Below are 20,446 nucleotides of genomic sequence, written 5' to 3'. Positions count from 1 at the left end.
CTCCTCACCCGGCCGCCGCCGCTGTGGACGGCCTCAGCGCTCACCCCACGGGGAGTCGTACTTCTCCGCGAGCGCGCCCGCCTCTTCGGGGGTCAGCAGCCGCGGGGACCGCTCGCCCAGGGCCAGGAGCAGGGCGGACACCTCCTCCAGTTCCACCGCCGCGTCGACGGCGCGGGCCATCGTGGGGCCCGCGAGGACAGGCCCGTGGTTCTGGAGAAGTGCCGCACGGAGCGGGAAGGGCAGCCCGGCCAGGACCTCGGCCTGGTCCGCGTCGCCGGGCGGGGCGTACGGAACGAGGGGGGTCTGGCCGACCCGCATCACGAAGTACGGGGTCAGCGGCGGCACCGCGCTCATGGGCGACCACGGCGGGAGGCAGGACACCGCGGTGGCGTTCCGGGCGTGCAGATGCACGACGGCGCGGATGTCGGCGTCCCGCCGGTAGAAGGCGCTGTGCAGGGGGAACTCCTTCGACGGACGCGGCCCGTCGAGGTGGGTGCCGTCGAGACCGAGCACGCTGAGTCCGTCGGGGTCGACCTCGGCGAGGTCGGCGCCGGTGGGGGTGATGAGGATGCGGTCGTCGACCCGGACACTGAGGTTGCCCGAGGAGCCCGGGCTGAGCCCCAGGGCTGCCAGCCGGGCGCCGGCGGCGGCGAGGTCGGTGCGGGGGTCGCTCATGCCAGCGCGCTCCAGGCTTCCGTGAAGATGGTGGTGTCGCCGAAGTTGCCCGACTTCAGGGCGAGATCCACGGCGTGGTCCCGGCCGTGGGCCCGCCCTTCGGCACGCGCCCAGGTGACGCCCGGAGCGATGGGCGAGCCGATGGACAGGGTGCGGACGCCGAGGGCCGTGACGACTGCTCCGGAGGTCTCGCCGCCCGCCACGAGGAGACGGCGTGCGCCTGCGGCGACCAGGGCGGTGGCGCAGGTGGCGAGGGCCCGCTCGACCAGTTCCGAGGCGGCGGGGACGTCGTGCGGCGCCGTCTGTTCGAGGTCGCCGAGGTCGTCGACGGCGTAGATGAGAGGCGGCTTCCCCGGCTCGTCCTCCCAGGACCGGCGTGCGAAGTCGACGAGTCCGGCGACCGTCCCGGTGAAGTCGGCGCGCAGAGCGGCCAGATCGAGCTTGCGGTGCGGCAGGCGGGCACGCGCGTGGGCGACCTGGGCCCGGGTCGCGGACGAGGCACTGCCGGAGAGGACGGCGCCGGGGTCGCCCGGGCGGGAGGCGGGCGTGGCACGGGCGGCTTCGGCGTTCGGGCCGGTGAGCCCGAGGGCGAGGCCCGCCGCGCCGGTGACGAGGGTGAGGTGGGTGGTGGCCGCGCATACGGTCACCAGGTCCTCGTCGCTCACGGCGTCCACGACGACCAGGGCGTCGGCGAGCTCCGGGGCGTCGAGAGCGGCACGCAGCGCCTCGCTGCCCTGCCGCACGGTGTCGAGGCCGACGAGGCGGACCGGATGGCCGCTCTGCGGTGTGAGCAGCCGGCCGACGTGGGAGTCGCGCATCGGTGTGAGCGGGTGGTGCCGCATGGGGCTCTCGTCGAGGAGTTCGTCGTGGACGAAGAGGCGGCCCTTGTAGACGGTGCGTCCGGTGGCGGGGAACGAGGGGACGACGACCGTGCGGCGTTCGCCCAGCTCCGCGAGGAGCGCGTCGGCGACAGGACCGATGTTGCCGCGCGGGGTGGAGTCGAAGGTGGAGCAGTACTTGAAGTAGAAGCGCTCGCAGCCGGCCCGGCGCAGGGCGCGCAGGGCCGCGAGTGACGTACCGACGGCGTCCTCCACCGGCGCGGTGCGCGACTTGAGGGCCACCACCACCGCGTCGGCGTCACGCACAGCCGCTTCCCCCGGCCCGTCGGAGAGGGTCTCCGTACCCACGGTCACCACGGTCCGGTGGCCCCGGGCGACAAGCATGGTGGCGAGATCGGTTGCTCCGGTGAAGTCGTCGGCGATGGCCCCGAGGGTCGGCATCGGACCTCCTTGCGTCGGTATGCGGTGCCAGGTGGAGTTCCCCGGCCTGTGTGTGAAAAAATGTTAACAGACTTTACGCAGACGAGATCTGCTGATACATCTTGTTAACACGCTCCCCTGTGGTGCTCGTGCCGTTGCCGAGACCGCGTTTGCCGGAGCTGTGAACCGAGCCGTGTGCCCGCCTAGGAGAGCCCATGAATCTGCATCACCTGTTCGCCGGAACCGGCGACCGGACCGTGCGCTACGCACTGTCCGGAGCCGGCGGCGGCTTCGCCCGGACCCTGCTGGCCCAGACCCCGCGCATCGGGCGTCTGGCCCCCGCGGTCCTGTGCGACCGTGACGTGGAGCGGCTGCGCGACATGCTCGTCGAGCTCGGGTACCCGGCGGATCGCCTGGCCGTCTGCGCTGACGCCGACGAGGTCTCCCGGGCCGCGGAGGAAGGTGCCGTCGCCCTGGTCGCGGACGGCGCACTGCTGTCCGCCGCCCCCTGGGACATCCTGGTGGAGGCGACCGGAAGCCCTGCCGACGGATACGCGATGGCCCGCGAGGCACTGACCGGCGGACGCCACGTCGCCATGGTCAGCAAGGAGGTCGACTCCGTCGCCGGGCTGCACCTCGCGGATCTGGCCCGCGACAACGGCGTCGTCTACACCACGGCCGACGGCGACCAGCCCGCGAATCTCATCGCCCTCGTGACCTGGGCGGAGCTGCTGGGCCTGGACGTCGTGGCCATCGGCAAGTCCAGCGAGTACGACCTCGTGTTCGACCCCGCCACCGGCTCGGTAACCCAGCTCGACACCACGGTCCCCGCCCCCGAACTGGCCGGGCTGCTCGGCCTCGGTTCCGACGTACGCGCCACGCTCGCCGCCCGCGCGGCCGCTGTGACCGCTCTGCCGACCGGCGCCACCGCCGACTACTGCGAGATGGCGGTGGTCGCGACCAACACCGGCTTCCGGCCGGACGTCGAGCGCCTGCACTACCCGGTCGCCCGGATCGCCGAACTCGCCGACGTCTACGCCTTGCGCGAGGACGGCGGCCTGCTCCACCGCGCCGGCGCCGTCGACGTGTTCAGCGCGCTGCGGCTGCCGGACGAAGCCTCGTTCGCCGGGGGCGTCTTCGTCGTCGTACGGACCGGCGACCCGGTCACCTGGGAAACACTGCGCGGCAAGGGCCACGTCGTCAGCCGGGACGGGCGCTACGCGGCGATCTACCTGCCGTACCACCTCATGGGCGTCGAGACGCCGGTCTCGCTGCTGTCCGCGGTGCTCCACGGCCGGCCCTCCGGCGGCACCGACCCGCGGGCCCACGCCATGCTCGCCGGACGGGCACGGCGCGACCTCCCCGCCGGCACCGTGCTGGACATGGGCGGCCACCACCACGACGTCACCGGCGTCCAGGCCGTCCTGCTCCGCGACGAGGACGCTCCCGCCGATGCGGCTCCGCTGTATCTCGGCGCGCACGCCACGCTCGGACGTGACGTCCGGGCCGGCGACCTGATCACGCTCGGCGACCTCGCCGACCCGGACGCGGACCTCCTCCACGCCTGGACCTCCGGGCGTGCCTCGCGCGCCACCGGCACCCCCGTCCCCCACGCGAGCCGATGATGAGTACCGACCTCCAGAACCTCCTGCTGGGCGCCGCCGCGGTCGTCGTCCTGATCCTGCTGATCACCAAGACCAAGCTCCACCCGTTCCTGGCGCTGGCACTGTCCGCCCTCGGTCTGGGACTCGCGGCGGGCCTCGGACCGGGCGACACCGTCGAGCACTTCCAGGACGGCTTCGGCGACGCGCTGAAGAGCACCGGCCCCACCATCGGGCTGGGCACCATACTCGGCGGCATCCTGCTGGGCTCCGGCGGAGCCGACCGGATCGCCACCGTCTTCATCGGCGCCCGCCCGGTCAAGTGGATCCCCACGGCCATCACGGCCGCGGCCCTGCTCATCGGGATGCCGCACCTCTTCGACGTCAGCTTCGTGATGCTCGTACCGCTGGTGTACGCCGTCGCCAAGCGCACCGGTACCCACCTGCTGTACGTGGGACTGCCTCTGGCCGCCGGCCTCTACATCTCGCACGGCCTGCTCCCGCCGCACCCCTCCCCCACCCTCGCCGTCTCGGCGTACGGGGCGAACACCGGCCTGACCATTCTCTACGGACTGATCATCGGCATCCCGATCGCCGTGATCAGCGGACCGCTGCTCACGAAGTTCGCCTCGCGGTGGTTCGGTCCGGCCCCGGACCTGGACAAGGGCCCCATCCCGGAGTCCAGCCCCGAACCGGAGAACCGCAAGCGGCCGGCCTCCTTCGTGCTCGCCCTGATCACGGTGCTGCTGCCGCCCGTCCTGATGCTGATCGGAACCGTAGGCACCGCGAACACCGCGGAGGGCTCGCTGCCCTACGCGATCTTCGAGGCGTGCGACTCCTCGGTCATCTCCCTGCTGGCCGCGGTGATCTTCGCCTTCTTCGCGCTGGGTCTGCGCTCCGGCTTCGGGCTCGGCCAGCTCCAGAAGATGGCGGGCAAGGGCCTCGGTCCGGTCGGTGGGATCGTGCTGATCCTCGGAGCCGGCGGTGGTCTCAAGGCGATGCTCACCGCGACCGGCATCGACAAGCTGATCTCCGACTACGCGGTCGACTGGTCCATACCCCCGCTGCTGCTGGCCTGGCTGGTCGCCGCGCTGCTGCGCATCTGCCTCGGCTCGGCGACGGTGGCCACCGCGGCTGCCACCGGAATCGTCGCTCCACTGATCGGCGCCTACCCGGGCCTCTCCCCCGAACTGCTGGTGCTGGCCACGGCATCGGGCGCGGTGATGCTGTCGCACGTCAACGACTCCGGATTCTGGCTGTTCAAGGAGTACTACCAGCTCTCGGTGGCCCAGACGTTCCGCACCTGGACGCTGATGCTCTCCCTGCAGTCGCTGCTCAGTCTCGGCGGAGTGCTCCTGCTCAGCACGTTCGTCGGGTCCTGAACGCCGCGCCCTGTTGGGACGACGCAGGCCGGGACGGCACAATCGAGCAGCGGCCGCGGTGGCCGCGTGAGGAAAGGTAAGAAGCAGTGGCCGACGAAGAGCAGTTGCCCCTGATCCCCGATCAACGGCGCGAGCTCCTGTTGAAGCATCTGCGGCGCGACGGAGTGCTCAGCGTGCAGCAGATCACCCAGCTCTTCGGCGTCTCCCACATGACCGTCCGCCGCGACATCGCCGAACTGGAGCGTCGGGGGCTGGTGTTCTCCGTGCCCGGCGGGGCCCGGATCGCCAGTCACCTCCAGAGCGAGCCCAGCTTCCAGGCCAAGTCGCTGATAGAGCAGCCCGAGAAGCAGGCCATGGCCACGGCCGCCGCCGAGCTGGTCCAGGAGGGCATGACTGTCTACCTCGACGCGGGTACGACGCTGCTGGCCATGGTGCCGTTGCTCGCGCGACACGAGTCACTGACGGTCGTCACCAACGACTTCACGACCGTCGACCGGCTGATGGGCTCGTCGCACCTCGACGTCATACACATCGGCGGCCAGGTGGACCCGTCCAACCGGTCGAGCGTGGGCCGGCTCGCGGCCACGACACTGCGGCAGCTCGCGCTCGACATCGCGTTCATCAGCACCAGTTCCTGGGACCTGCTGCGCGGGGTGACCACCCCTTCGGCGGCGAAGGTCGAGGTCAAACAGGCGGCGATGGAATGCACGGGGTCGAGCGTGCTGGTCGCGGGATCGTCGAAGTACGGGACGTTCGGCAAGTTCCGGGTGGCTCCGCTCAGCGCGTTCGACACCATCGTCACGGACGACGCCCTCGCGGAGGCCGCCGCCGAAGGGCTGCGTGCCGGCGGGGCGGACCTGCGACTGGCGGCCGTCTGAGTCCGCGATGCCGCCTTTGCCCTCCCATCAGGGACGGCAGAGGCGGCGTCGCGTTCAGATGGCGTCGGCGGCCGTTCCGGTGAGGCGAGCCGATTCGTCCCACAGCGTCCGTGCCGTGTCCGTGTCCTGAGCCCGGGCAGACATGTGTGCGGGACCGGGGCCTCCCCTTGTCCCGCCCAGCAGCCGGGGACCGTAGTAGCTTCCGCCGAGCGCCTCGGGCAGGGTGGCCGCGTACAGCGTCGGCAGGGCACCGGCGGAGGCCGGCTGCGTGTAGACGCGCGTCGCCCGCTCCAGCTTCGCCGCCCAGGTGCGTCCGGCCAGCCGCGGCCCCGCCTGCCCGAGCTCCGTCGCGGCCAGGCCCGGGTGGGCCGCCAGCGCGAGCACCTGCTTGCCGGCCCGGTCCGCCCGGCGCTGGAGTTCCGAGGTGAAGAGCAGGTTGGCGAGCTTGGACTGGGCGTAGGCGCGCCACTTGTCGTAGCCGCGCTCGGCGTTGAGGTTGCCGAAGTCGATACGGCCTATGCGGTGCGCCAGCGACGACACCGTCACGACCCGCGACATGCCTTCCGCCCCGAGGAGGGGCAGCAGGTGGTGCGTGAGAGCGAAATGGCCGAGGTGGTTGGTCCCGAACTGCATCTCGAATCCGTCGGCGGTGCGCAGCAGAGGCAGGGCCATCACTCCCGCGTTGTTGACGAGGAGATCGAGCCTGCCGTCGGTCTCCTTCGCGATGTGCCCGGCGGCCTCGGCCACGGAGGACAGGTCCGCCAGGTCGAGGCCGACGAGCCGGGTGTCCGACCCCGGCGCGGCGCGGCGTACGGCGTCCAGCGCGCGCCTGCCGCGCTCGGGATCGCGGCAGGCGAGGACCGTCCGGGCCCCGGAGCGGGCCAGTGCGAGTGCCGTCACCGCCCCGATCCCGCTGTTGGCCCCCGTGACCACCGCGGTGGTGCCGGAGAGGTCGGGCATGTCGTCGAGAGTCCATGAGTGCATGTGTCCCGCCTCCCCGGCGGGAGCGCCCGCACACGTCTTCAGCCACCGTCTTCCCGGGTGCCCGGCCCCGGTTCCCCGGCAGTCCGGGTGAGCGCGTCCTCGGTCACCCTCGTCCCGGGATGCCGAAGCGCGCACAGGTACGCGATACCGAGCGCGATGGCCATCCCGTAGAACACCCACTGGTTGGCTTCGGCGAAATCCAGCCTGATCGCGTCCATCGAGTCCCGCATCAGGGTGGCGATCCGTCCGTCGCCGGCCGGCTCCTGCGCGTCCGCGTTCCCTGTGACGGCCTCCGCGACCGATCTGGCGGCGTCGTTCGCCGTGCCTGCCGGCACTCCCTCGGACGTGAGGGTCTCCACGACCTTGTCGGTGGTGACGTGGGTGAGGACCGTACCGAAGACGGCGATCCCGATGCTGGCGGCGTAGTTGCGCACGGTCTGGGTGACGCCGGTGACCTCGCCGTACGACGCTCCGATCGACCGGTTGACAGCGTCGGTGGAGGCAGGGGCGAGGAGGAAGCCGATCCCTGCGCCGGCCAGTGCGGCGTACAACCACTGGTCGTGCATCGACAGGTCCGTCAGCTTGTTCGCCCACAGGGCGAACCCCACGGCGCCGAGCGCCGTACCGAGCTTCATCGCCGGACGGGCTCCGTGCCGGTCCAGGATCCGGCCGCCCCACTGGGACGCGATCCCGAAGCCGATGAAGAAGTACAGCAGGTACAGAGCGGCCTGGTTCGGGGAGGCGCTCAGCGAGACCTGTGCGTAGACGGAGGCGAAGAAGAACACGGGGACGAAGGCGAGCATCGCGAAGAAGAGGACCAGCATGTCGACGGTGAACGCCCTGTCGTGGAAGACCCGCAGCTTGATGAGCGGTTCCGCCACCCCGAGTTCGTAGCGGCAGAACACCGCCAGGACGACGAGCCCGCCCACGATGCACGCCCAGGTGGCGGCGCTGCTCCAGCCCCACGCGGACGCCTGCTGGAACCCGAGCACACTCAGACCCATGCCCACGGCCACCAGGACGGCACCGGGCACGTCGAGCTTCTCGCGCCGGCGGGCCTCGGGGATGTGGGCCATGGCGGCCAGGACCAGGGCGATGACGGCGATCGGCACGTTCACCCAGAAGATCGCCCGCCAGGTCCAGGCCGTCAGCCAGCCGCCGAGCAACGGCCCGACCGCGGTGAGCGCACCCGACAGGCCGAAGAACAGGGCCAGCGCACGGCCGCGCCTGTCCACCGGGAAGACGGCGATGACCACGGCGAGCGCGGCCGGGAACATCAGTGCCGCGCCGAGCCCTTGGGTGGCGCGGAAGACGATCAGCCAGGTCTGCGCGAGGTCACCGGTCGGAACGCAGCCGCACAGCACGGAGGAGACGACGAACAGGAGGGTCCCGATCAGCATCACCCGGCGGTGCCCGATGATGTCCGACAGCCGCCCGCCGAGCGCGAAGAAGGCGGCGAGCGCGAGCAGGTACGCGTTGACGACCCACTGCATCCCGGACGACGAGAGGCCCAGTTCGTCGATGATGCTCGGAGCGGCGATGGAGACGATCGTCTGGTCGATGAACGTCATCGACACGGCGAAGAGCATCGCCGCGAGGGACAACGTCTGGTTGGCGGCGCCCCGTCCGGCTTGAGGGTCGGCCGCGCCGGAGCCGGGGCCCGGAGGGACCCTGTTGGTGCGCATGGTCCGAGTGTGAACCGAATGGGAATCACGCGCACATCAAGGTCCCGCCCGTCGTACGGCGGATGGCGGTGCTTCAGCTCTTCCCGAGCGGTGCTCCGGACCGGTGCTTCAGCGCTTCCTGAGGAGCAGCCCCGCCGCGACGAGCCCCGCCAGGCCTACATCCGTGTCGGTGTACTCGCCGCCGAGGAGATGGTCCACGTACGCGTCCTGCGCCAGGGTGAGCGGCTCGACGAACTCCTCCGCGTCAGGAGTGGGTTCAGCGACCTTGCGGCAGTCCCTGGCCAGTACCGCGTACCTCTCGTGGGTCGCGTAGGACGCCAGGTACGTCCTCATGACGACTTCGGCCGTCCCTGCCCGGTATCCGGTCTCCTCCAGGAGCTCCCGTGCCGCCGCGTGCAACACGTCCTCGCCGGGCTCGATCATGCCGCCGGGGAGCTCCGCCAGCACCTTGCCGGGGCCCGGGCGGTACTGACGCACGAGGATGCCCCGGCCGTCCTCCGTGAACGCGACGAGGGCCACCGTCGGCGAGCCGTGCAGGATGTCCCAGTCGGACTCCTTGCCGTCGGGCTGCACATAGGTGCGGCATCGCACCGTCAGATAGCCGGCGGGCTCCGGGCGCTCGCTCTTCAGCGTCCACGTCATCGATTCACGACTTTCCGTCACGAACCGGATCATGTCCAACCCCCAGCATGACAAACGGTCCGGGTGAGCTGCGTCGCGCCCGGGCCGCCGCCGTCAGCCCGGGGAGACAACCGGATCGGTCCCGTCCAGCGGAGCGGTTTCGTATGCGGCGGGGGCGCGGTGCAGGGCCAGCATGGCCTGATCGTCCTGGGGCCGGCCGCCGACGTGACGCCGGACGTCCTGGATCAGCATGTCCAGGATCTGCCCCGGCGCGAGGCGGGCGCCGGATCTCCCACGCCTGACGAGCACGAGCGGCAGACGGGCGACGGGGTCGTAGAAGCGTCCGGTGGCGTCGCGGGACTCGGTGATGCCGTCGGTGTAGCAGAGCAGCGTCGAGCCGACCGGGAAGGGGAAGCTGTCGACCGGGGAGGACCACGCGCCCAGGTCGCTCATGCCCAGCGGGGGCGCTTCCTCGGACGCCTCGAGGAGCGTGGCACGGCCGTGCGCGTCCATCAGCACCGGGGGCGGATGACCGCGGTTGACCAGGCGTACGGTCTCCAGGTCCGTGGAGAACTCCGCGATGAGAGCTGTCGTGAAACCCTCCTCCTGCTGCTGGCCGCCGCGCCGGCCTCCCTCTCGCAGGAGGGCGCGCTCCAGCCGGGTCACCAGCTGCGGAAGGTCCTCGGACTCGTCCGCGGCGTACCGGAAGGCGCCGAGGTCGGCGCTGACCGCGCTGACCGCGCCGAGCCCCTTCCCCCGCACGTCACCGACCATGACCCGGATTCCGTACGGGGTGCTCTGCACCACGTAGAGGTCTCCGCCGATCAGGGCCTCGCTCTCGGCGGGCACGTACCGCGCCTCGATGTGCAGATCCCCCAGGCGGGACGGGGGCCTGGGCAGTACGGCCCGCTGGGCGACGGCCGCGACGTGCTGGGCGCGCCGGGCACGGGCGTCCTGCCTGCGCAGCGTGCGGTGGATCAGGACGGCGAGCGCGGTGACGGCCGCCAGGGTGATCTGGTTGGCCACGCCCGCGCGCCAGCCGAAGGTACCGTCGAGCCGCGCGAGAAACGCGTGGACGACCATCGCCGTGAGGCCTACGCCGATGATCCCGCGAACGCCGAACAGCGGTGCGGCGGCGACGGGTGCCGCCATGAGAAGCGGTGCGGACGTCACATCGTGCGGGGTCACCATGTCGACCACCACGGCCAGCACGATGAGGCCTACGGGGATCCACTGGGTTCTCAGCAGTTGCGGCACTCCCCCACGCTGCCCGTAAGCACGGCCCTCCGCACCCCGGGCGGACCGGATCCGACGCACATGGTGCGGCTCCTGACGGGCACGAGCCTCTTGTGGTCACGGGACGAGCCGGTGCTCCACCCCATGTGATGATCTTCGGCTCGGCTCGCAACCCTCCGCGGAGCAATCGCGTGTATTCCGCATGTAAGTGCTCGTACGGAGCAGCCGGTCCTCATCACAGGGGAACTCATGCGCCTTCAGAAGACTTCCGTCGTCATCGCCGCCGCTGCCCTGGCGACCCTCTCCCTCACCGCCTGCAACGGCGACGTCGGCAGCGGCACCGGCGCGGCGGCGTCCGCGTCGGTGGAAGCGTCATCCGGCACCAGCGGCTCCGGGGGCCCGAGCGGTTCCAGCAGTCCGGACGCCGAGGAAGGTTCCGGAGGAGGGGACACCCAGGCCTCGGCATCCGCCACCGCGTCCGCGTCGGACTCCTCGTCCGGTTCCTCGTCCGGTTCCTCGTCCGGCGACACCTGCCGGACCTCGAACCTCGCCTTCAGCAGTTCGGGCGGCATGGCGGAGGGCGAGGTACTGATCAATCTGGAGAACACCGGATCCGCGTCCTGCTCGATGCGTGGGTTCCCCGGCCTCGACCTCAAGGGCAAGGACGGGACCGTGAGCGCCGAGCGCAGCAGCGGCCGGTCGGCCCCGACGGTCACGCTGGCGCCCGGAGAGGGCACCAACTTCTCCCTGCACTTCCCGCCGAACACCAGCGGCGGCTCGGGCGTCACGTTCACCTCGGCTCTCGTGACACCGCCGAACGAGACCCACTCGCACCGCGTGTCCCTCTCCGTCAACATCTCCGCGGACTCCGGCTCCACTGCCCGCATCACGGTGGACCCGGTCGGCTCGGGCAAGTAGGGTCGTTCGTTCGGATCAGGCTGGACCAGGAGCGGGCCACGCGAGCCCAGCCTGATCCGAACGAGAGGCCGGCCAAGGTCGGCCCGGACATCGATCTGTGGTGAGGAGACCGGACATGGCGGGAGACGACGACATCTCCGGGTGACACCCGGATGTGTTCGGCCGTCGGCCGGTGCGTGACAGCACCGCTGCCGGGAGGCCCTGAGTCGCCCTGTTCCCCCATGCCCGCACCGGGCGGAAATCCGTCTGCCCGCATGCCACGCGAGGTCATTCCCATGTCCGACGTCTCCACAGCCCTGCTCGCACGCGACATCGTCCGGTCCTTCGGCACCGGGCGCGTCGTCGACGGCTTCTCCCTCACCGCGTCCCCCGGCCACCGCATCGGGCTGATCGGAGAGAACGGCGTCGGCAAGTCGACGCTGCTCCGCCTGCTCGCCGGCGCCGACGAACCCGACGCGGGCAGCATCATCCGCCCCGCCGACCTGGCTTTCCTGCACCAGGAGATGCCGTTCGACGCCGGGGCGACGATCGCCGACGTGCTGGACGACGCGCTGAGCGAGGTCCGTGACGATCTCGCCGAACTGGAGCGGCTCTCCAGGCAGTTCGCCCGCGTCGACGAGGGCTCCTCCGGCTACGCCGCACTGCTCGACGCCTACGGCAGGCGACTGGAGCGTGCCCAGGAAGAGGAAGCCTGGGACGCCGACCGCCGAGCCAGGATCACGCTCGAAGGCCTCGGCCTCGGCGGGATCCCGCGGGGCCGGGAGCTCGGCTCCCTGTCCGGCGGGCAGCGCGGGCGCCTGGCCCTGGCCTCACTCCTGGTCCGGAGGCCTTCGGCGCTGTTGCTGGACGAGCCGACCAACCATCTCGACGACAGTGCCGCCGCGTTCCTCGAGGAGCAGTTGCGCGGCCTGCCCGGTGCCGTCGTCGTGGCGAGCCATGACCGGGCCTTCCTCGATGCCGTGTGCACGGATCTGATCGACCTCGACCCGGCCATGGAGGGACCGGTGCGCTACGGCGGCAATTACACGGCCTACCTGGCCGAGAAGCGCGCCGAACGAGAGCGCTGGGAACGGCGCTACACCGAGGAGCAGGAGGAGTTGGAGGCCCTGCACCGGTCCATCGGCACCACCACGCATCGGGTCGCCCCGGACCGCGGGCCGCGCGACAACGAGAAGATGGGCTACGGGGTCCGGTCCAACCGGGTGCAGAGTCAGATCTCACGGCGGGTGCGCAACGCCGCTCGCAGGCTGGACGAAGTGGAACGGCACCGGGTCGCCGAGCCGCCTCGGCCGCTGCGGTTCCGCCGTACCGTGCTCGCCGGACCGACGGCGGACGGAACCCTCGTCTCCCTGCGCGACGTGCGGGTGCCAGGACGCCTCGCTGTCGACCGCCTGGACGTGTCGGCGACCGAGCGTCTGCTCGTGACGGGTGACAACGGGGCGGGGAAGTCGACGCTGCTGGGCGTGCTCGCCGGGCATCTCCGGGCGGACGGCGACGTACGGCGAAAGGGCGGGCTCTCGGTGGGACTGCTGGCCCAGGACACCGTCTTCGACCGGCCGGACCGCACCGTCCGGGACACCTACGCACAGGCGCTCGGCGGCGAGCGCGCGGAAGCCGTACCGCTGAGTTCGCTCGGCCTGATGAGCGAAGCGGACCTGGGCAAGCAGGTCGGGCGCCTGTCCGTGGGTCAGCGACGTCGGCTCGCGCTGGCCCTCCTGGTGGCACACCCACCCGAGCTGCTGCTGCTCGACGAGCCCACGAACCACCTGTCCCCCAGGCTCTGCGACGAGTTGGAGGCCGCCATGGGCGCGGGCCCCGGAGCGATCGTCGTGGCCGGTCACGACCGCTGGTTGCGGAGGCGATGGCAGGGGCGTGAACTGCGCCTGTAGCCGTGGCCGGCAGGGGCTTCCGGAAGGGATCTCCGTACGGACGCATCCTGGACATCTTGTCCACATAGCGAGACTCGCTTGCGGAGGCCCACGCCTGCGGCGTCTCATCGCGCCTGTGCAAACCGAACAGATAGCCCCTGATCAACCGGCCTCCGACAACAAGGCGGCGCGGCGCGCCGTCACGGTGTTCCCCGTCCTCGTGCTCATGGCGGGCGTAGCCGGTCTCGTCACCCCCGGCACGTTCGACGGCTGGACGGAATCGGTTCCGTACCTGCTGGGGATCGTCATGTTCTGCATGGGACTGACGATGACCCCGCTCGACTTCAGGGGCGTGGCGAAGCGTCCGTGGGCCGTGGCGATCGGCCTGGTCGCGCACTACGTGATCATGCCGGGGCTCGGTTGGGCCATCGCACACCTGCTCGGACTTCCGCCTCAGCTGGCGGCCGGACTCATCCTGGTCGGCTGCGCACCGAGCGGCACGGCGTCGAACGTGGTGACCTTCCTGGCCCGCGGTGACGTGGCGCTGTCGGTCTCCGTCGCCACCGTCTCCACGCTGGTCGCCCCACTGGTGACGCCGCCGCTCACCCTGCTGCTGGCGGGCGCTTACCTGCCGGTGGACGCGGGATCGATGATCACGGACATCCTCAAGACCGTGCTGCTTCCGGTCCTCGGCGGTCTCGTCGTGCGGCTGGTCGCGGGGAAGCTGGTCGACCGGGTACTGGGCCTCATGCCCTGGCTGTCGTCCCTGGCGATCGCCGCGATCGTCTGCGCCGTGGTCGCGGGCAGCGCCAGTGCGATCAAGTCGGCCGCCGTGACCGTTCTCATCGCCGTCGTGCTGCACAACGGCCTCGGACTCGCGCTCGGATACGGCGCGGGCAAGATCTCAGGACTCGGCCGGCCCGCCAGCCGCGCCATGGCCTTCGAGGTCGGCATGCAGAACTCGGGGCTCGCCGCCTCGCTGGCGACCGCTCACTTCAGCCCGCTGGCCGCCCTGCCGGCCGCGGTGTTCTCCGTGTGGCACAACATTTCCGGCGCCCTGGTCGCCGCCTGGATGTCCCACCGGTCACGGCGTGACGAGGCGGCCCTCGCGGTCGCCGGTCCGGCGCCGAAGGCCGCGACCGCAGAGGAATCCTGACCGGCGGGTCCGACCCGGCGGTTCCACGACTCGAAGGCGTTCGTCCGGGGTTTCCGGACGGACGCCTCGTGCGTCCCCGAGCGGACCTCCCGATGCGACTGCACGCGAGCCGGGCCGGGCAGCTTCCAGGTGGGGCTCATGCGGGGTCGGCGGCCATGCTCTCGATCAGGCTCTTGGGCCGCAGGTCGGTCCAGTTCTGTTCCACGTGGTCGAGGCAGGCCTGGCGCGTGTCCTCCTGGTGGGCCACGGTCCAGCCGGTTGGCACCTCGGCGAAAGCGGGCCACAGCGAGTGCTGCCCCTCGTCGTTGACGAGCACCAGATAGGTGCCGTTCTCGTCCTCGAAGGGATTGGTCACCGATACTCCTCGAACTTAGGTAAGGCTACCTTGACTTAATGTGGCCACCATACCCGGGCCTTCTCGGTTGACGCGTCAAACACCACAACTCCCCTACGTCTCGGCGGCACTGCTGACAGGAAGCCGTCGACGACGAGCCGATGAGCGCCCCCACAGGCCGCGCCGGTGCCGGCCGAGGGGGCCCACCGGTGATGCGGTCCGCCACGAACGGGAAGGCCGGACAGCGCTGCGCCTACGCCGCGAGGCTCCCCAGGACGGACAGTCACACCCCGCCGTCGCGAGGGTGACCTCGCGTCAGCATCCGCACTTCCGCGCTCGGGTCCGGGGACCCCGGACCCGTCCGGCGGCACGGGCGCCGATACGCCCGCTCCGGTGGTCCGGCCCGAACGCGGGACATAGAATTGCTTTGGCATCCTTGTTCTCGTAGCCCCTTCGATCGACGGACTCGGACAAGATGCAGGGTCGGCCGGACTCCTGATCGACGGTCCGGCAGGGTGCAGGACACCCCCACGCCATGACTGCCAGGCTCCAGGCCGCGGAGAAGCTCATGAATGTCATAGCCGAGCCGACGAAACTCCCCCTCGTGTATGTGCGCGGATTCGCCGGTGATACTTCAGGAATCAACAGCGTTGTAGAAGACCCCTTTTACGGCTTCAACGAAGGTTCCACGCACGTACGGGTAGGGGCCGACAACCAGCCGAGCTTTCACCAGTTCGAAAGCCCACTGCTACGCCTTCACCTCGACGAGGGATACAAGATTCTCGTCGAAGGAGGACAGGGCTCCTACCTGCAGAACCATGACCGCATTCCCCCCGACAGCGTCTGGATACACCGCTTCTACGATCCCTCCGCGACCACGTGGAGCGGCGAAGCCTCGGAGTTCCGGCTGGAGGACGCGGCGTCCGACCTCCTGCGCCTGATCGACACCCTCAAGGCCAAGAGCGGAGCTCCGCGCGTACACCTCGTCGCTCATTCCATGGGAGGGCTGATCTGCCGCTGCCTCGTACAGAAGGTCCTGCCCGACCTCGGACGCGATCCGGCGGATTGCGTCGACAAGCTGTTCACGTACGGCACTCCGCACGGCGGCATCGCCTTCGACGTCGGGTTCGGGCTGCTGGAGAAGGTCCGCGACGCCGTCGGAATCAACGGCGCGGACATCTTCGGCCCCCGCCGGATGTACGAATACCTGACACCCGCGGCAGACACGCAACCGGACGGTCCGCCCGACTCCTGGAACGCGCGCGAGATGCCGGACGGCAGCGGTTCCTTCCCCAAGGACCGTGTCTTCTGCCTCGTGGGCACGAATCCACATGACTACGAGGTCGCCCACGGCCTTTCCGCGGCCACCGTGGGAGCCCGGAGCGACGGCTTGGTGCAGATCGAGAACGCCCGCGTACCCGGGGCGCACACGGCCTTCGTGCACCGCAGCCACAGCGGACGCTACGGCCTGGTCAACTCGGAGGAGGGGTACCAGAATCTGCGCCGGTTCCTCTTCGGCGACCAGAAGGTGGAGGCTTCACTCACCGGCCACCGGCTCCCCCCGGCTGAGGACGGTGTCGCCTGGCAGGCGGAAGTGCGGCTGTCCGTGCGCGGTCTGCCTATCGTCATGCACGAACGGCTGGCGTCCCATTGGTGCCCGATCCAGTTGCCGGGTCAGCCGTCCCAGGCGTCTGAGCAAGAGGCGGCCGGCGAGGACTCCGACGGCGCCGTCGCCCTGACGACCGCCTTTCTCGGCAGTGCCCTGGCACGACCGTCCGGAAGCCCCGCCATGCGCTACGCCCTTCATCTGCGCATACTCACGATTCGGGAGCGCCGCGGAATTCTTCTGTTCAACGACCACCTGGAACAGGCCGCCGACTTCGACGACATACTCATCGTGGACATCGGCACGAGAGAGTCCGGTCCCGGGATCTGGGCCGCGTGGAATTCCACCATCCCGGGCGCCATCAGGGACCTCGATCTCAGCGGCGATCCGCTGAGCGACGAGGACCCCCGGGGCGGGATGTGGATCGCCCACATCCCGGTCCCACAGAGCGCCTGGCCGATTCTCGGCGAGGGTGCGAATGTCCGGCTGTCTGTTTCCCCGTGGAGCTGAATCTCCCTTCCGAGTTGCATCAACCCCGGCAGCACAGAGAGGGCGACACCATGCACCAGTCCGTTCGCGACCAATGGATCTCGTTCAACGACCCGCTCGAGGGTCGTGTCGACTTCATGTACCTCGACCAGAAGGGGTGGGTGAGCACGGGCATCGGAAACAAGATCGATCAGACGGCCGCACCGAACTCCGCCCCGAGTGCGGCGGAGCGATCCGCCTCCCTGGCTCTGGCCGGTGAACTGCTGTGGCTGGACGCCGGCGGCTCGCAGGTAACGGCGGACCTCGTCGCCGCCGAGTGGGACAAGGTCAAAGGGCGTCTCGACCTCGCCTCTCTGGGGCACAACGCCTTCAAGCCACCCTTCACCTCACTCCACGTGGACGACGACGAGATCAATCGCCATGTGTTCGCCAAGCTCGACCAGATGGAACTGTTCCTCACCGGTCGCCCTGAGTTCACGGACTTCGGCTCCTGGCCCGCCAACGCGCAGCTCGCGACCCTGAGCATGTGCTGGGCGCTGGGGCCCGCATTCAGATTCCCCAAACTCCAGGGCCACGTGTCCGTGCGCAACTGGCAGGGCGCGGCCGACGAATGCCACTTCACTCCGGACGAAGGAACCATCAGGATCCGGAACAAGCTCGACCGGGCGCACTTCCTGCTGGCACAGACCGTCGAGGGCCAGGGGCTGCCCGCCGAACAGCTGGCACTCGACCTGTCCGACGTGTTCGGGGTGCAGGGAGCACTGCTCGCTCTCGGATACCACCCCGGTCGCCAGGACGGCGGGGACGGGCCACTCACCCAGGCGGCGGTCAGCGCGTTCCAGAGCGACAACGGACTCGACCCGAACGGCGCGTTCAACGACCCGGCCACCATCGGCGTCCTGGCCGCACGGCTGTCCGAGGCGGGCTTCACGGTCGTAGGGGTCTGACGGGGGTCTGACGGGAGCGGAACCCGCGGAGAGGGACGTCCGGCGGAAACACCAGGTGCAACACTGCCTGGTCTTCCCGCCGGACGTCCCTGGTCTCCCTGCCGGACGACCTGCCGGACGACGTGGTTCACCCGACACCGGGCATCACGGCGGCCAGGTGCTCGCGTGTGCCTCGGCGAAGGTCCGACATTTCGAGGCCTCTGGGGTCGACCTTGCCGGGCTGCCATTCCCGGTGGCCGATCACGCTGCGTTCGCTCCAGCCGTGTGCCCGGCAGATGGCGGCGGCCACCTTCTCGATGGCCTCCACCTGCGCCTTCGGCCACGGGTCGTGGCCGTCGCCGAGGTTCACGCATTCGAAGCCGTAGAAGCGCGCGTTGCCGTCCGTGTCGGCCGAGTTGTCCGGCGGCAGGGCGGTCTCGGCGATCACCGCGCGCAGGACGTCGCCGTCTCCGGCGCCCGCGTGGTTGGCACGGCCGTAGCCGACCAGATGGACGGTGCCGTCCTTCGCGATGACCCCGTGGCACAGAGGGCCGGGCAGGGCGGAGTGGCCCTTGCGGCACAGCTCCACGCTGCTCGTCGTCCCGGAGGTCACCGTGTGGTGGATCATCACTCCGTGCACAGGGCCCCAAGCCCCCTTGTGATTACGGTTGTGGGTTCGCCACGACCCGTGCTCGACCACGGTGAGCCCTCCGGAGCGCAGCGCGGACAGGAACCGGTCTGCTGAGAGTGGGGTGGCCATGGTTCTCCTCGGAAGATATCGATCGAACCGGCCGCTGCCCCCGAGTCCGACGGCCGCTGTCCTACCAGTCTTCCCGGCGGTGCGTGACGCCCGCGTGACTGCCGCGTGACAGGCGAAGCGACGTCCGAGGCCGATCGCGAAGGGGCATCAGGCCGCGCCTTCGCCCTCCGGGGCGGCTGTAAGGGTGACCGGCCGAGCGTGGCCCGCCACCAGCCGGCAGAGCCGGTCGGTCGGCTCGAGGCCCAGCTCCGCATGGAGCCGGCGGGCGTAGCGGGTGAACGCGTGCAGGGCCTCGGACGGGTTGCCGTCCGAGAGGTGGGCCCGGACCAGACAGGTCTGGCCGCTCTCGCGCAGGGGCTCGGCGTGCACCGCGGCCTGTGCGGCCGCGACCGCCTCCGCGTACCGCTGTGCCGCGCTCAGCCGCCCCGCCAGGGTCTCCAGGGCATGGAGCCGCAACTGCCGCCACTCCTCGGCCTCCGACAGCGCCCAGTCGTCGTACCAGCCGGGGAGCAGATCGGCGGAGAGCACCCGTACCGCCTCCAGAGGGGCGCCGGGAAGGGGGCCCGCCCCGTCCGGTCGGAGGAGGGACTGTGCCGTCAGGCGCGCATGGTGCAGGTCGACGGTGGTTCCACGGGCCAGACGCACCTCGGCCGGGTTTATCTCCAGGGCCTGTCGGCCCTCGCGGTGCAGACGTGCCAGGGCCGCGCGCAGATCGGCGTGTGCGCGCCTCTCGGATGCCTCGGGCCACAGGGTGCCGGCGATCAGGGGCCTGGGCACCGCCGCCCGGCAGCGCAGGGCGACGAATGCCAGGACCCGTTCCGATCCCCCGGGAACGGTCACCGGTTCGTCACCCACCCATAGCCCGAAGCCGCCCAGGACTCCGATGCGTACTCCGGGCGGGTCGGCGCTCACGGGAGGCCGAGGGCCTGTCGGATCCGGGTCCTGCGCCGGCATCGGCCGGGCGTGCCCCGCGTCGTGTCTCCTGGGCCCGTCGTCCATGTTCATGTCCTTTGCCGCCTGTCGTCCCGACATCCGGGGCAGGGCCGTGGCGACGGACGGTGGCGTCGGGGTGCCTCCTGTCACCAGCCCGGTTTCGCGACCTTGCCGTAGGCCCAGCGGGGCCCGTTGGACATCTCGAAGTGCAGGTGCGGGCCCGTGGAGTTACCTGTGGTGCCGACCTTGCCGAGTCGCTGTCCGGCCTTGACTGCCTGGCCCTGCTTGACCTGCCGTGCCGAGAGGTGGCAGTACGTGTACACATGGCCGTTGTCCGCGTGCAGGCCGATCCACTGGCCGTACGCGCCGCCGCCGCCGTTCGACCATTCGATGGTCCCACCGCGTACGGCCACCACGGGGGTGCCGGACGGTGCCGCGAAGTCCTGACCGGTGTGCCGGCCGATCCCGTCCGGCTTCCAGGCGTACGGGCCGGGCTTGCGGAATTCGAACGTCACAGGGTGGCCGGGCACGGGTGAGGCCACTCGGCCACCGTGCGCGGCCGCGGGCTTGCCCTTCGCTGCCGCCTTCCCACAGTCCACCTCGAAGTGCTGACGACGGCCGAGCGCCGTGAGGGAGCGGCAGCCGGGGACGCCGTCGGCGTCGGCTCCTTTGAAGCCCTGCGCGATCTGTTCCGCACGGTATGCGGCCTTGGTCTGCTCGCCGAACCGGCCGGTGGCGCCGTCGGGAATCTTGTGGCCCCGGGCGATCAGAGCACGCTGGACGGTACGGACGTCGTCATTGGTCTTGCCGAACCGGATGTTGACCAAATCAACCATGATGGGCTCCTGGTAGCCGCAGTGTCGCCGGCCCCTTGTCGCCGCTCCGGTCTGGTGAGCCGTCACTCGGAGGCCGGCCAGGAGGAAGAGGGGGACGGCCAGGAGCTCCGAAGAGCGTTCGCTGACGCTGCCTCAACCCGTCATCGACGCGCCGACGCGGGCACTTGACGAGTGAATACGCCGACGAAATCGGTTCATTTCGACTATAAGCCCGCCGGTGACGACCGGCCACTATGGTCAGGAACACCCATCCATGCACGGCCGGAATCCCCGCTATTGCCCCGCACCGCTGCGGTGGA

Annotated in this window: 17 protein-coding genes and 1 pseudogene; 8 read left to right on the top strand and 10 right to left on the bottom strand. The window is 70.4% G+C overall.

Going from position 1 to position 20,446, the window contains the following annotated elements; translation table 11 throughout:
• Positions 1-33: 33 nt before the first annotated feature.
• Entirely contained in the window at positions 34-675 is a 642-nt protein-coding gene (locus tag ACFWFI_RS04260; protein ID WP_387385256.1) for a class II aldolase/adducin family protein, read from the bottom strand.
• Positions 672-1,955, bottom strand: coding sequence for a 3-oxo-tetronate kinase (gene otnK, locus ACFWFI_RS04255; RefSeq protein WP_387385254.1), 1,284 nt, complete (start codon positions 1,953-1,955; stop codon positions 672-674). Before otnK ends, ACFWFI_RS04260 begins: the two co-directional genes overlap by 4 nt.
• Positions 1,956-2,149: 194 nt before the next feature.
• On the opposite strand from otnK, the gene ACFWFI_RS04250 reads away from it, so the two are divergent.
• The 3 genes from ACFWFI_RS04250 (at position 2,150) to ACFWFI_RS04240 (ending at position 5,795) form a co-directional block, all read left to right on the top strand.
• On the top strand, positions 2,150-3,559 hold the full coding sequence (locus ACFWFI_RS04250) for a homoserine dehydrogenase (protein ID WP_387385252.1): 1,410 nt from the start codon (positions 2,150-2,152) through the stop codon (positions 3,557-3,559).
• A complete protein-coding gene (locus ACFWFI_RS04245; RefSeq protein WP_387385262.1) occupies positions 3,559-4,917 on the top strand; it encodes a GntT/GntP/DsdX family permease in 1,359 nt (452 codons plus the stop codon). Before ACFWFI_RS04250 ends, ACFWFI_RS04245 begins: the two co-directional genes overlap by 1 nt.
• A gap of 86 nt (positions 4,918-5,003) precedes the next feature.
• Positions 5,004-5,795, top strand: coding sequence for a DeoR/GlpR family DNA-binding transcription regulator (locus tag ACFWFI_RS04240; RefSeq protein ID WP_387385249.1), 792 nt, complete (start codon positions 5,004-5,006; stop codon positions 5,793-5,795).
• Between the two features lie 54 nt (positions 5,796-5,849).
• Here ACFWFI_RS04240 and ACFWFI_RS04235 read toward each other — a convergent pair whose 3' ends face one another.
• The 4 genes from ACFWFI_RS04235 to ACFWFI_RS04220 form a co-directional block, all read right to left on the bottom strand.
• Positions 5,850-6,779, bottom strand: a complete 930-nt coding sequence (locus ACFWFI_RS04235; protein ID WP_387385247.1) for an oxidoreductase — start codon at positions 6,777-6,779, stop codon at positions 5,850-5,852.
• A gap of 38 nt (positions 6,780-6,817) precedes the next feature.
• A complete protein-coding gene (locus tag ACFWFI_RS04230) occupies positions 6,818-8,464 on the bottom strand; it encodes an MFS transporter (RefSeq protein ID WP_387385244.1) in 1,647 nt (548 codons plus the stop codon).
• A 108-nt stretch (positions 8,465-8,572) separates the two neighbouring features.
• Positions 8,573-9,127, bottom strand: coding sequence for an NUDIX hydrolase (locus tag ACFWFI_RS04225; RefSeq protein ID WP_387385241.1), 555 nt, complete (start codon positions 9,125-9,127; stop codon positions 8,573-8,575).
• A gap of 72 nt (positions 9,128-9,199) precedes the next feature.
• The gene (locus ACFWFI_RS04220; protein ID WP_387385239.1) at positions 9,200-10,342 is read right to left on the bottom strand and encodes a PP2C family protein-serine/threonine phosphatase; all 1,143 of its coding nucleotides are present in this window, start codon (positions 10,340-10,342) and stop codon (positions 9,200-9,202) included.
• Positions 10,343-10,570: 228 nt separating this feature from the next.
• Here ACFWFI_RS04220 and ACFWFI_RS04215 point away from each other — a divergent pair, with 228 nt between their 5' ends.
• From ACFWFI_RS04215 to ACFWFI_RS04205, 3 genes are all read left to right on the top strand, one after another.
• The gene (locus ACFWFI_RS04215) at positions 10,571-11,239 is read left to right on the top strand and encodes a DUF4232 domain-containing protein (RefSeq protein ID WP_387385237.1); all 669 of its coding nucleotides are present in this window, start codon (positions 10,571-10,573) and stop codon (positions 11,237-11,239) included.
• Positions 11,240-11,514: 275 nt separating this feature from the next.
• On the top strand, positions 11,515-13,128 hold the full coding sequence (locus tag ACFWFI_RS04210) for an ABC-F family ATP-binding cassette domain-containing protein (RefSeq protein ID WP_387385235.1): 1,614 nt from the start codon (positions 11,515-11,517) through the stop codon (positions 13,126-13,128).
• Positions 13,129-13,333: 205 nt separating this feature from the next.
• Positions 13,334-14,263, top strand: a complete 930-nt coding sequence (locus ACFWFI_RS04205) for a bile acid:sodium symporter family protein (RefSeq protein WP_387385259.1) — start codon at positions 13,334-13,336, stop codon at positions 14,261-14,263.
• A gap of 136 nt (positions 14,264-14,399) precedes the next feature.
• Here ACFWFI_RS04205 and ACFWFI_RS04200 read toward each other — a convergent pair whose 3' ends face one another.
• On the bottom strand, positions 14,400-14,618 hold the full coding sequence (locus ACFWFI_RS04200; protein ID WP_387385232.1) for an MbtH family protein: 219 nt from the start codon (positions 14,616-14,618) through the stop codon (positions 14,400-14,402).
• A 514-nt stretch (positions 14,619-15,132) separates the two neighbouring features.
• Here ACFWFI_RS04200 and ACFWFI_RS04195 point away from each other — a divergent pair.
• Positions 15,133-16,713: an alpha/beta hydrolase gene (locus tag ACFWFI_RS04195; RefSeq protein ID WP_387385230.1), complete on the top strand. Its 1,581-nt coding sequence runs from the start codon at positions 15,133-15,135 to the stop codon at positions 16,711-16,713.
• 50 nt (positions 16,714-16,763) lie between these two features.
• Positions 16,764-17,639, top strand: coding sequence for a peptidoglycan-binding domain-containing protein (locus ACFWFI_RS04190; RefSeq protein ID WP_387385228.1), 876 nt, complete (start codon positions 16,764-16,766; stop codon positions 17,637-17,639).
• 136 nt (positions 17,640-17,775) lie between these two features.
• On the opposite strand, the pseudogene ACFWFI_RS04185 reads toward ACFWFI_RS04190, so the two are convergent.
• The 3 genes and pseudogenes from ACFWFI_RS04185 to ACFWFI_RS04175 form a co-directional block, all read right to left on the bottom strand.
• A pseudogene (locus ACFWFI_RS04185) lies at positions 17,776-18,378 on the bottom strand (N-acetylmuramoyl-L-alanine amidase); the annotation flags it as partial.
• A gap of 147 nt (positions 18,379-18,525) precedes the next feature.
• A complete protein-coding gene (locus ACFWFI_RS04180; RefSeq protein WP_387385226.1) occupies positions 18,526-19,377 on the bottom strand; it encodes an AfsR/SARP family transcriptional regulator in 852 nt (283 codons plus the stop codon).
• 80 nt (positions 19,378-19,457) lie between these two features.
• The gene (locus ACFWFI_RS04175) at positions 19,458-20,147 is read right to left on the bottom strand and encodes a peptidoglycan DD-metalloendopeptidase family protein (protein ID WP_387385224.1); all 690 of its coding nucleotides are present in this window, start codon (positions 20,145-20,147) and stop codon (positions 19,458-19,460) included.
• Positions 20,148-20,446: the final 299 nt, after the last annotated feature.

Origin of the sequence: Streptomyces sp. NPDC060209 (assembly GCF_042728155.1) — a bacterium.
GTDB lineage: Bacteria > Actinomycetota > Actinomycetes > Streptomycetales > Streptomycetaceae > Streptomyces.
The sequence above is the reverse complement of the archived record's forward strand: the minus strand, read 5'-3'. Positions and strand labels throughout refer to the sequence as shown.

Bases quoted from the DNA above. Each gene is read 5' to 3' on its own strand.
- ACFWFI_RS04260 (WP_387385256.1), bottom strand. From the start codon at position 675: ATGAGCGACCCCCGCACCGACCTCGCCGCCGCCGGCGCCCGGCTGGCA.
- otnK (WP_387385254.1), bottom strand. From the start codon at position 1,955: ATGCCGACCCTCGGGGCCATCGCCGACGACTTCACCGGAGCAACCGAT.
- ACFWFI_RS04250 (WP_387385252.1), top strand. From the start codon at position 2,150: ATGAATCTGCATCACCTGTTCGCCGGAACCGGCGACCGGACCGTGCGC.
- ACFWFI_RS04245 (WP_387385262.1), top strand. From the start codon at position 3,559: ATGAGTACCGACCTCCAGAACCTCCTGCTGGGCGCCGCCGCGGTCGTC.
- ACFWFI_RS04235 (WP_387385247.1), bottom strand. From the start codon at position 6,779: ATGCACTCATGGACTCTCGACGACATGCCCGACCTCTCCGGCACCACC.
- ACFWFI_RS04230 (WP_387385244.1), bottom strand. From the start codon at position 8,464: ATGCGCACCAACAGGGTCCCTCCGGGCCCCGGCTCCGGCGCGGCCGAC.
- ACFWFI_RS04215 (WP_387385237.1), top strand. From the start codon at position 10,571: ATGCGCCTTCAGAAGACTTCCGTCGTCATCGCCGCCGCTGCCCTGGCG.
- ACFWFI_RS04210 (WP_387385235.1), top strand. From the start codon at position 11,515: ATGTCCGACGTCTCCACAGCCCTGCTCGCACGCGACATCGTCCGGTCC.
- ACFWFI_RS04205 (WP_387385259.1), top strand. From the start codon at position 13,334: ATGGCGGGCGTAGCCGGTCTCGTCACCCCCGGCACGTTCGACGGCTGG.
- ACFWFI_RS04195 (WP_387385230.1), top strand. From the start codon at position 15,133: ATGACTGCCAGGCTCCAGGCCGCGGAGAAGCTCATGAATGTCATAGCC.
- ACFWFI_RS04190 (WP_387385228.1), top strand. From the start codon at position 16,764: ATGCACCAGTCCGTTCGCGACCAATGGATCTCGTTCAACGACCCGCTC.
- ACFWFI_RS04180 (WP_387385226.1), bottom strand. From the start codon at position 19,377: ATGGACGACGGGCCCAGGAGACACGACGCGGGGCACGCCCGGCCGATG.
- ACFWFI_RS04175 (WP_387385224.1), bottom strand. From the start codon at position 20,147: ATGGTTGATTTGGTCAACATCCGGTTCGGCAAGACCAATGACGACGTC.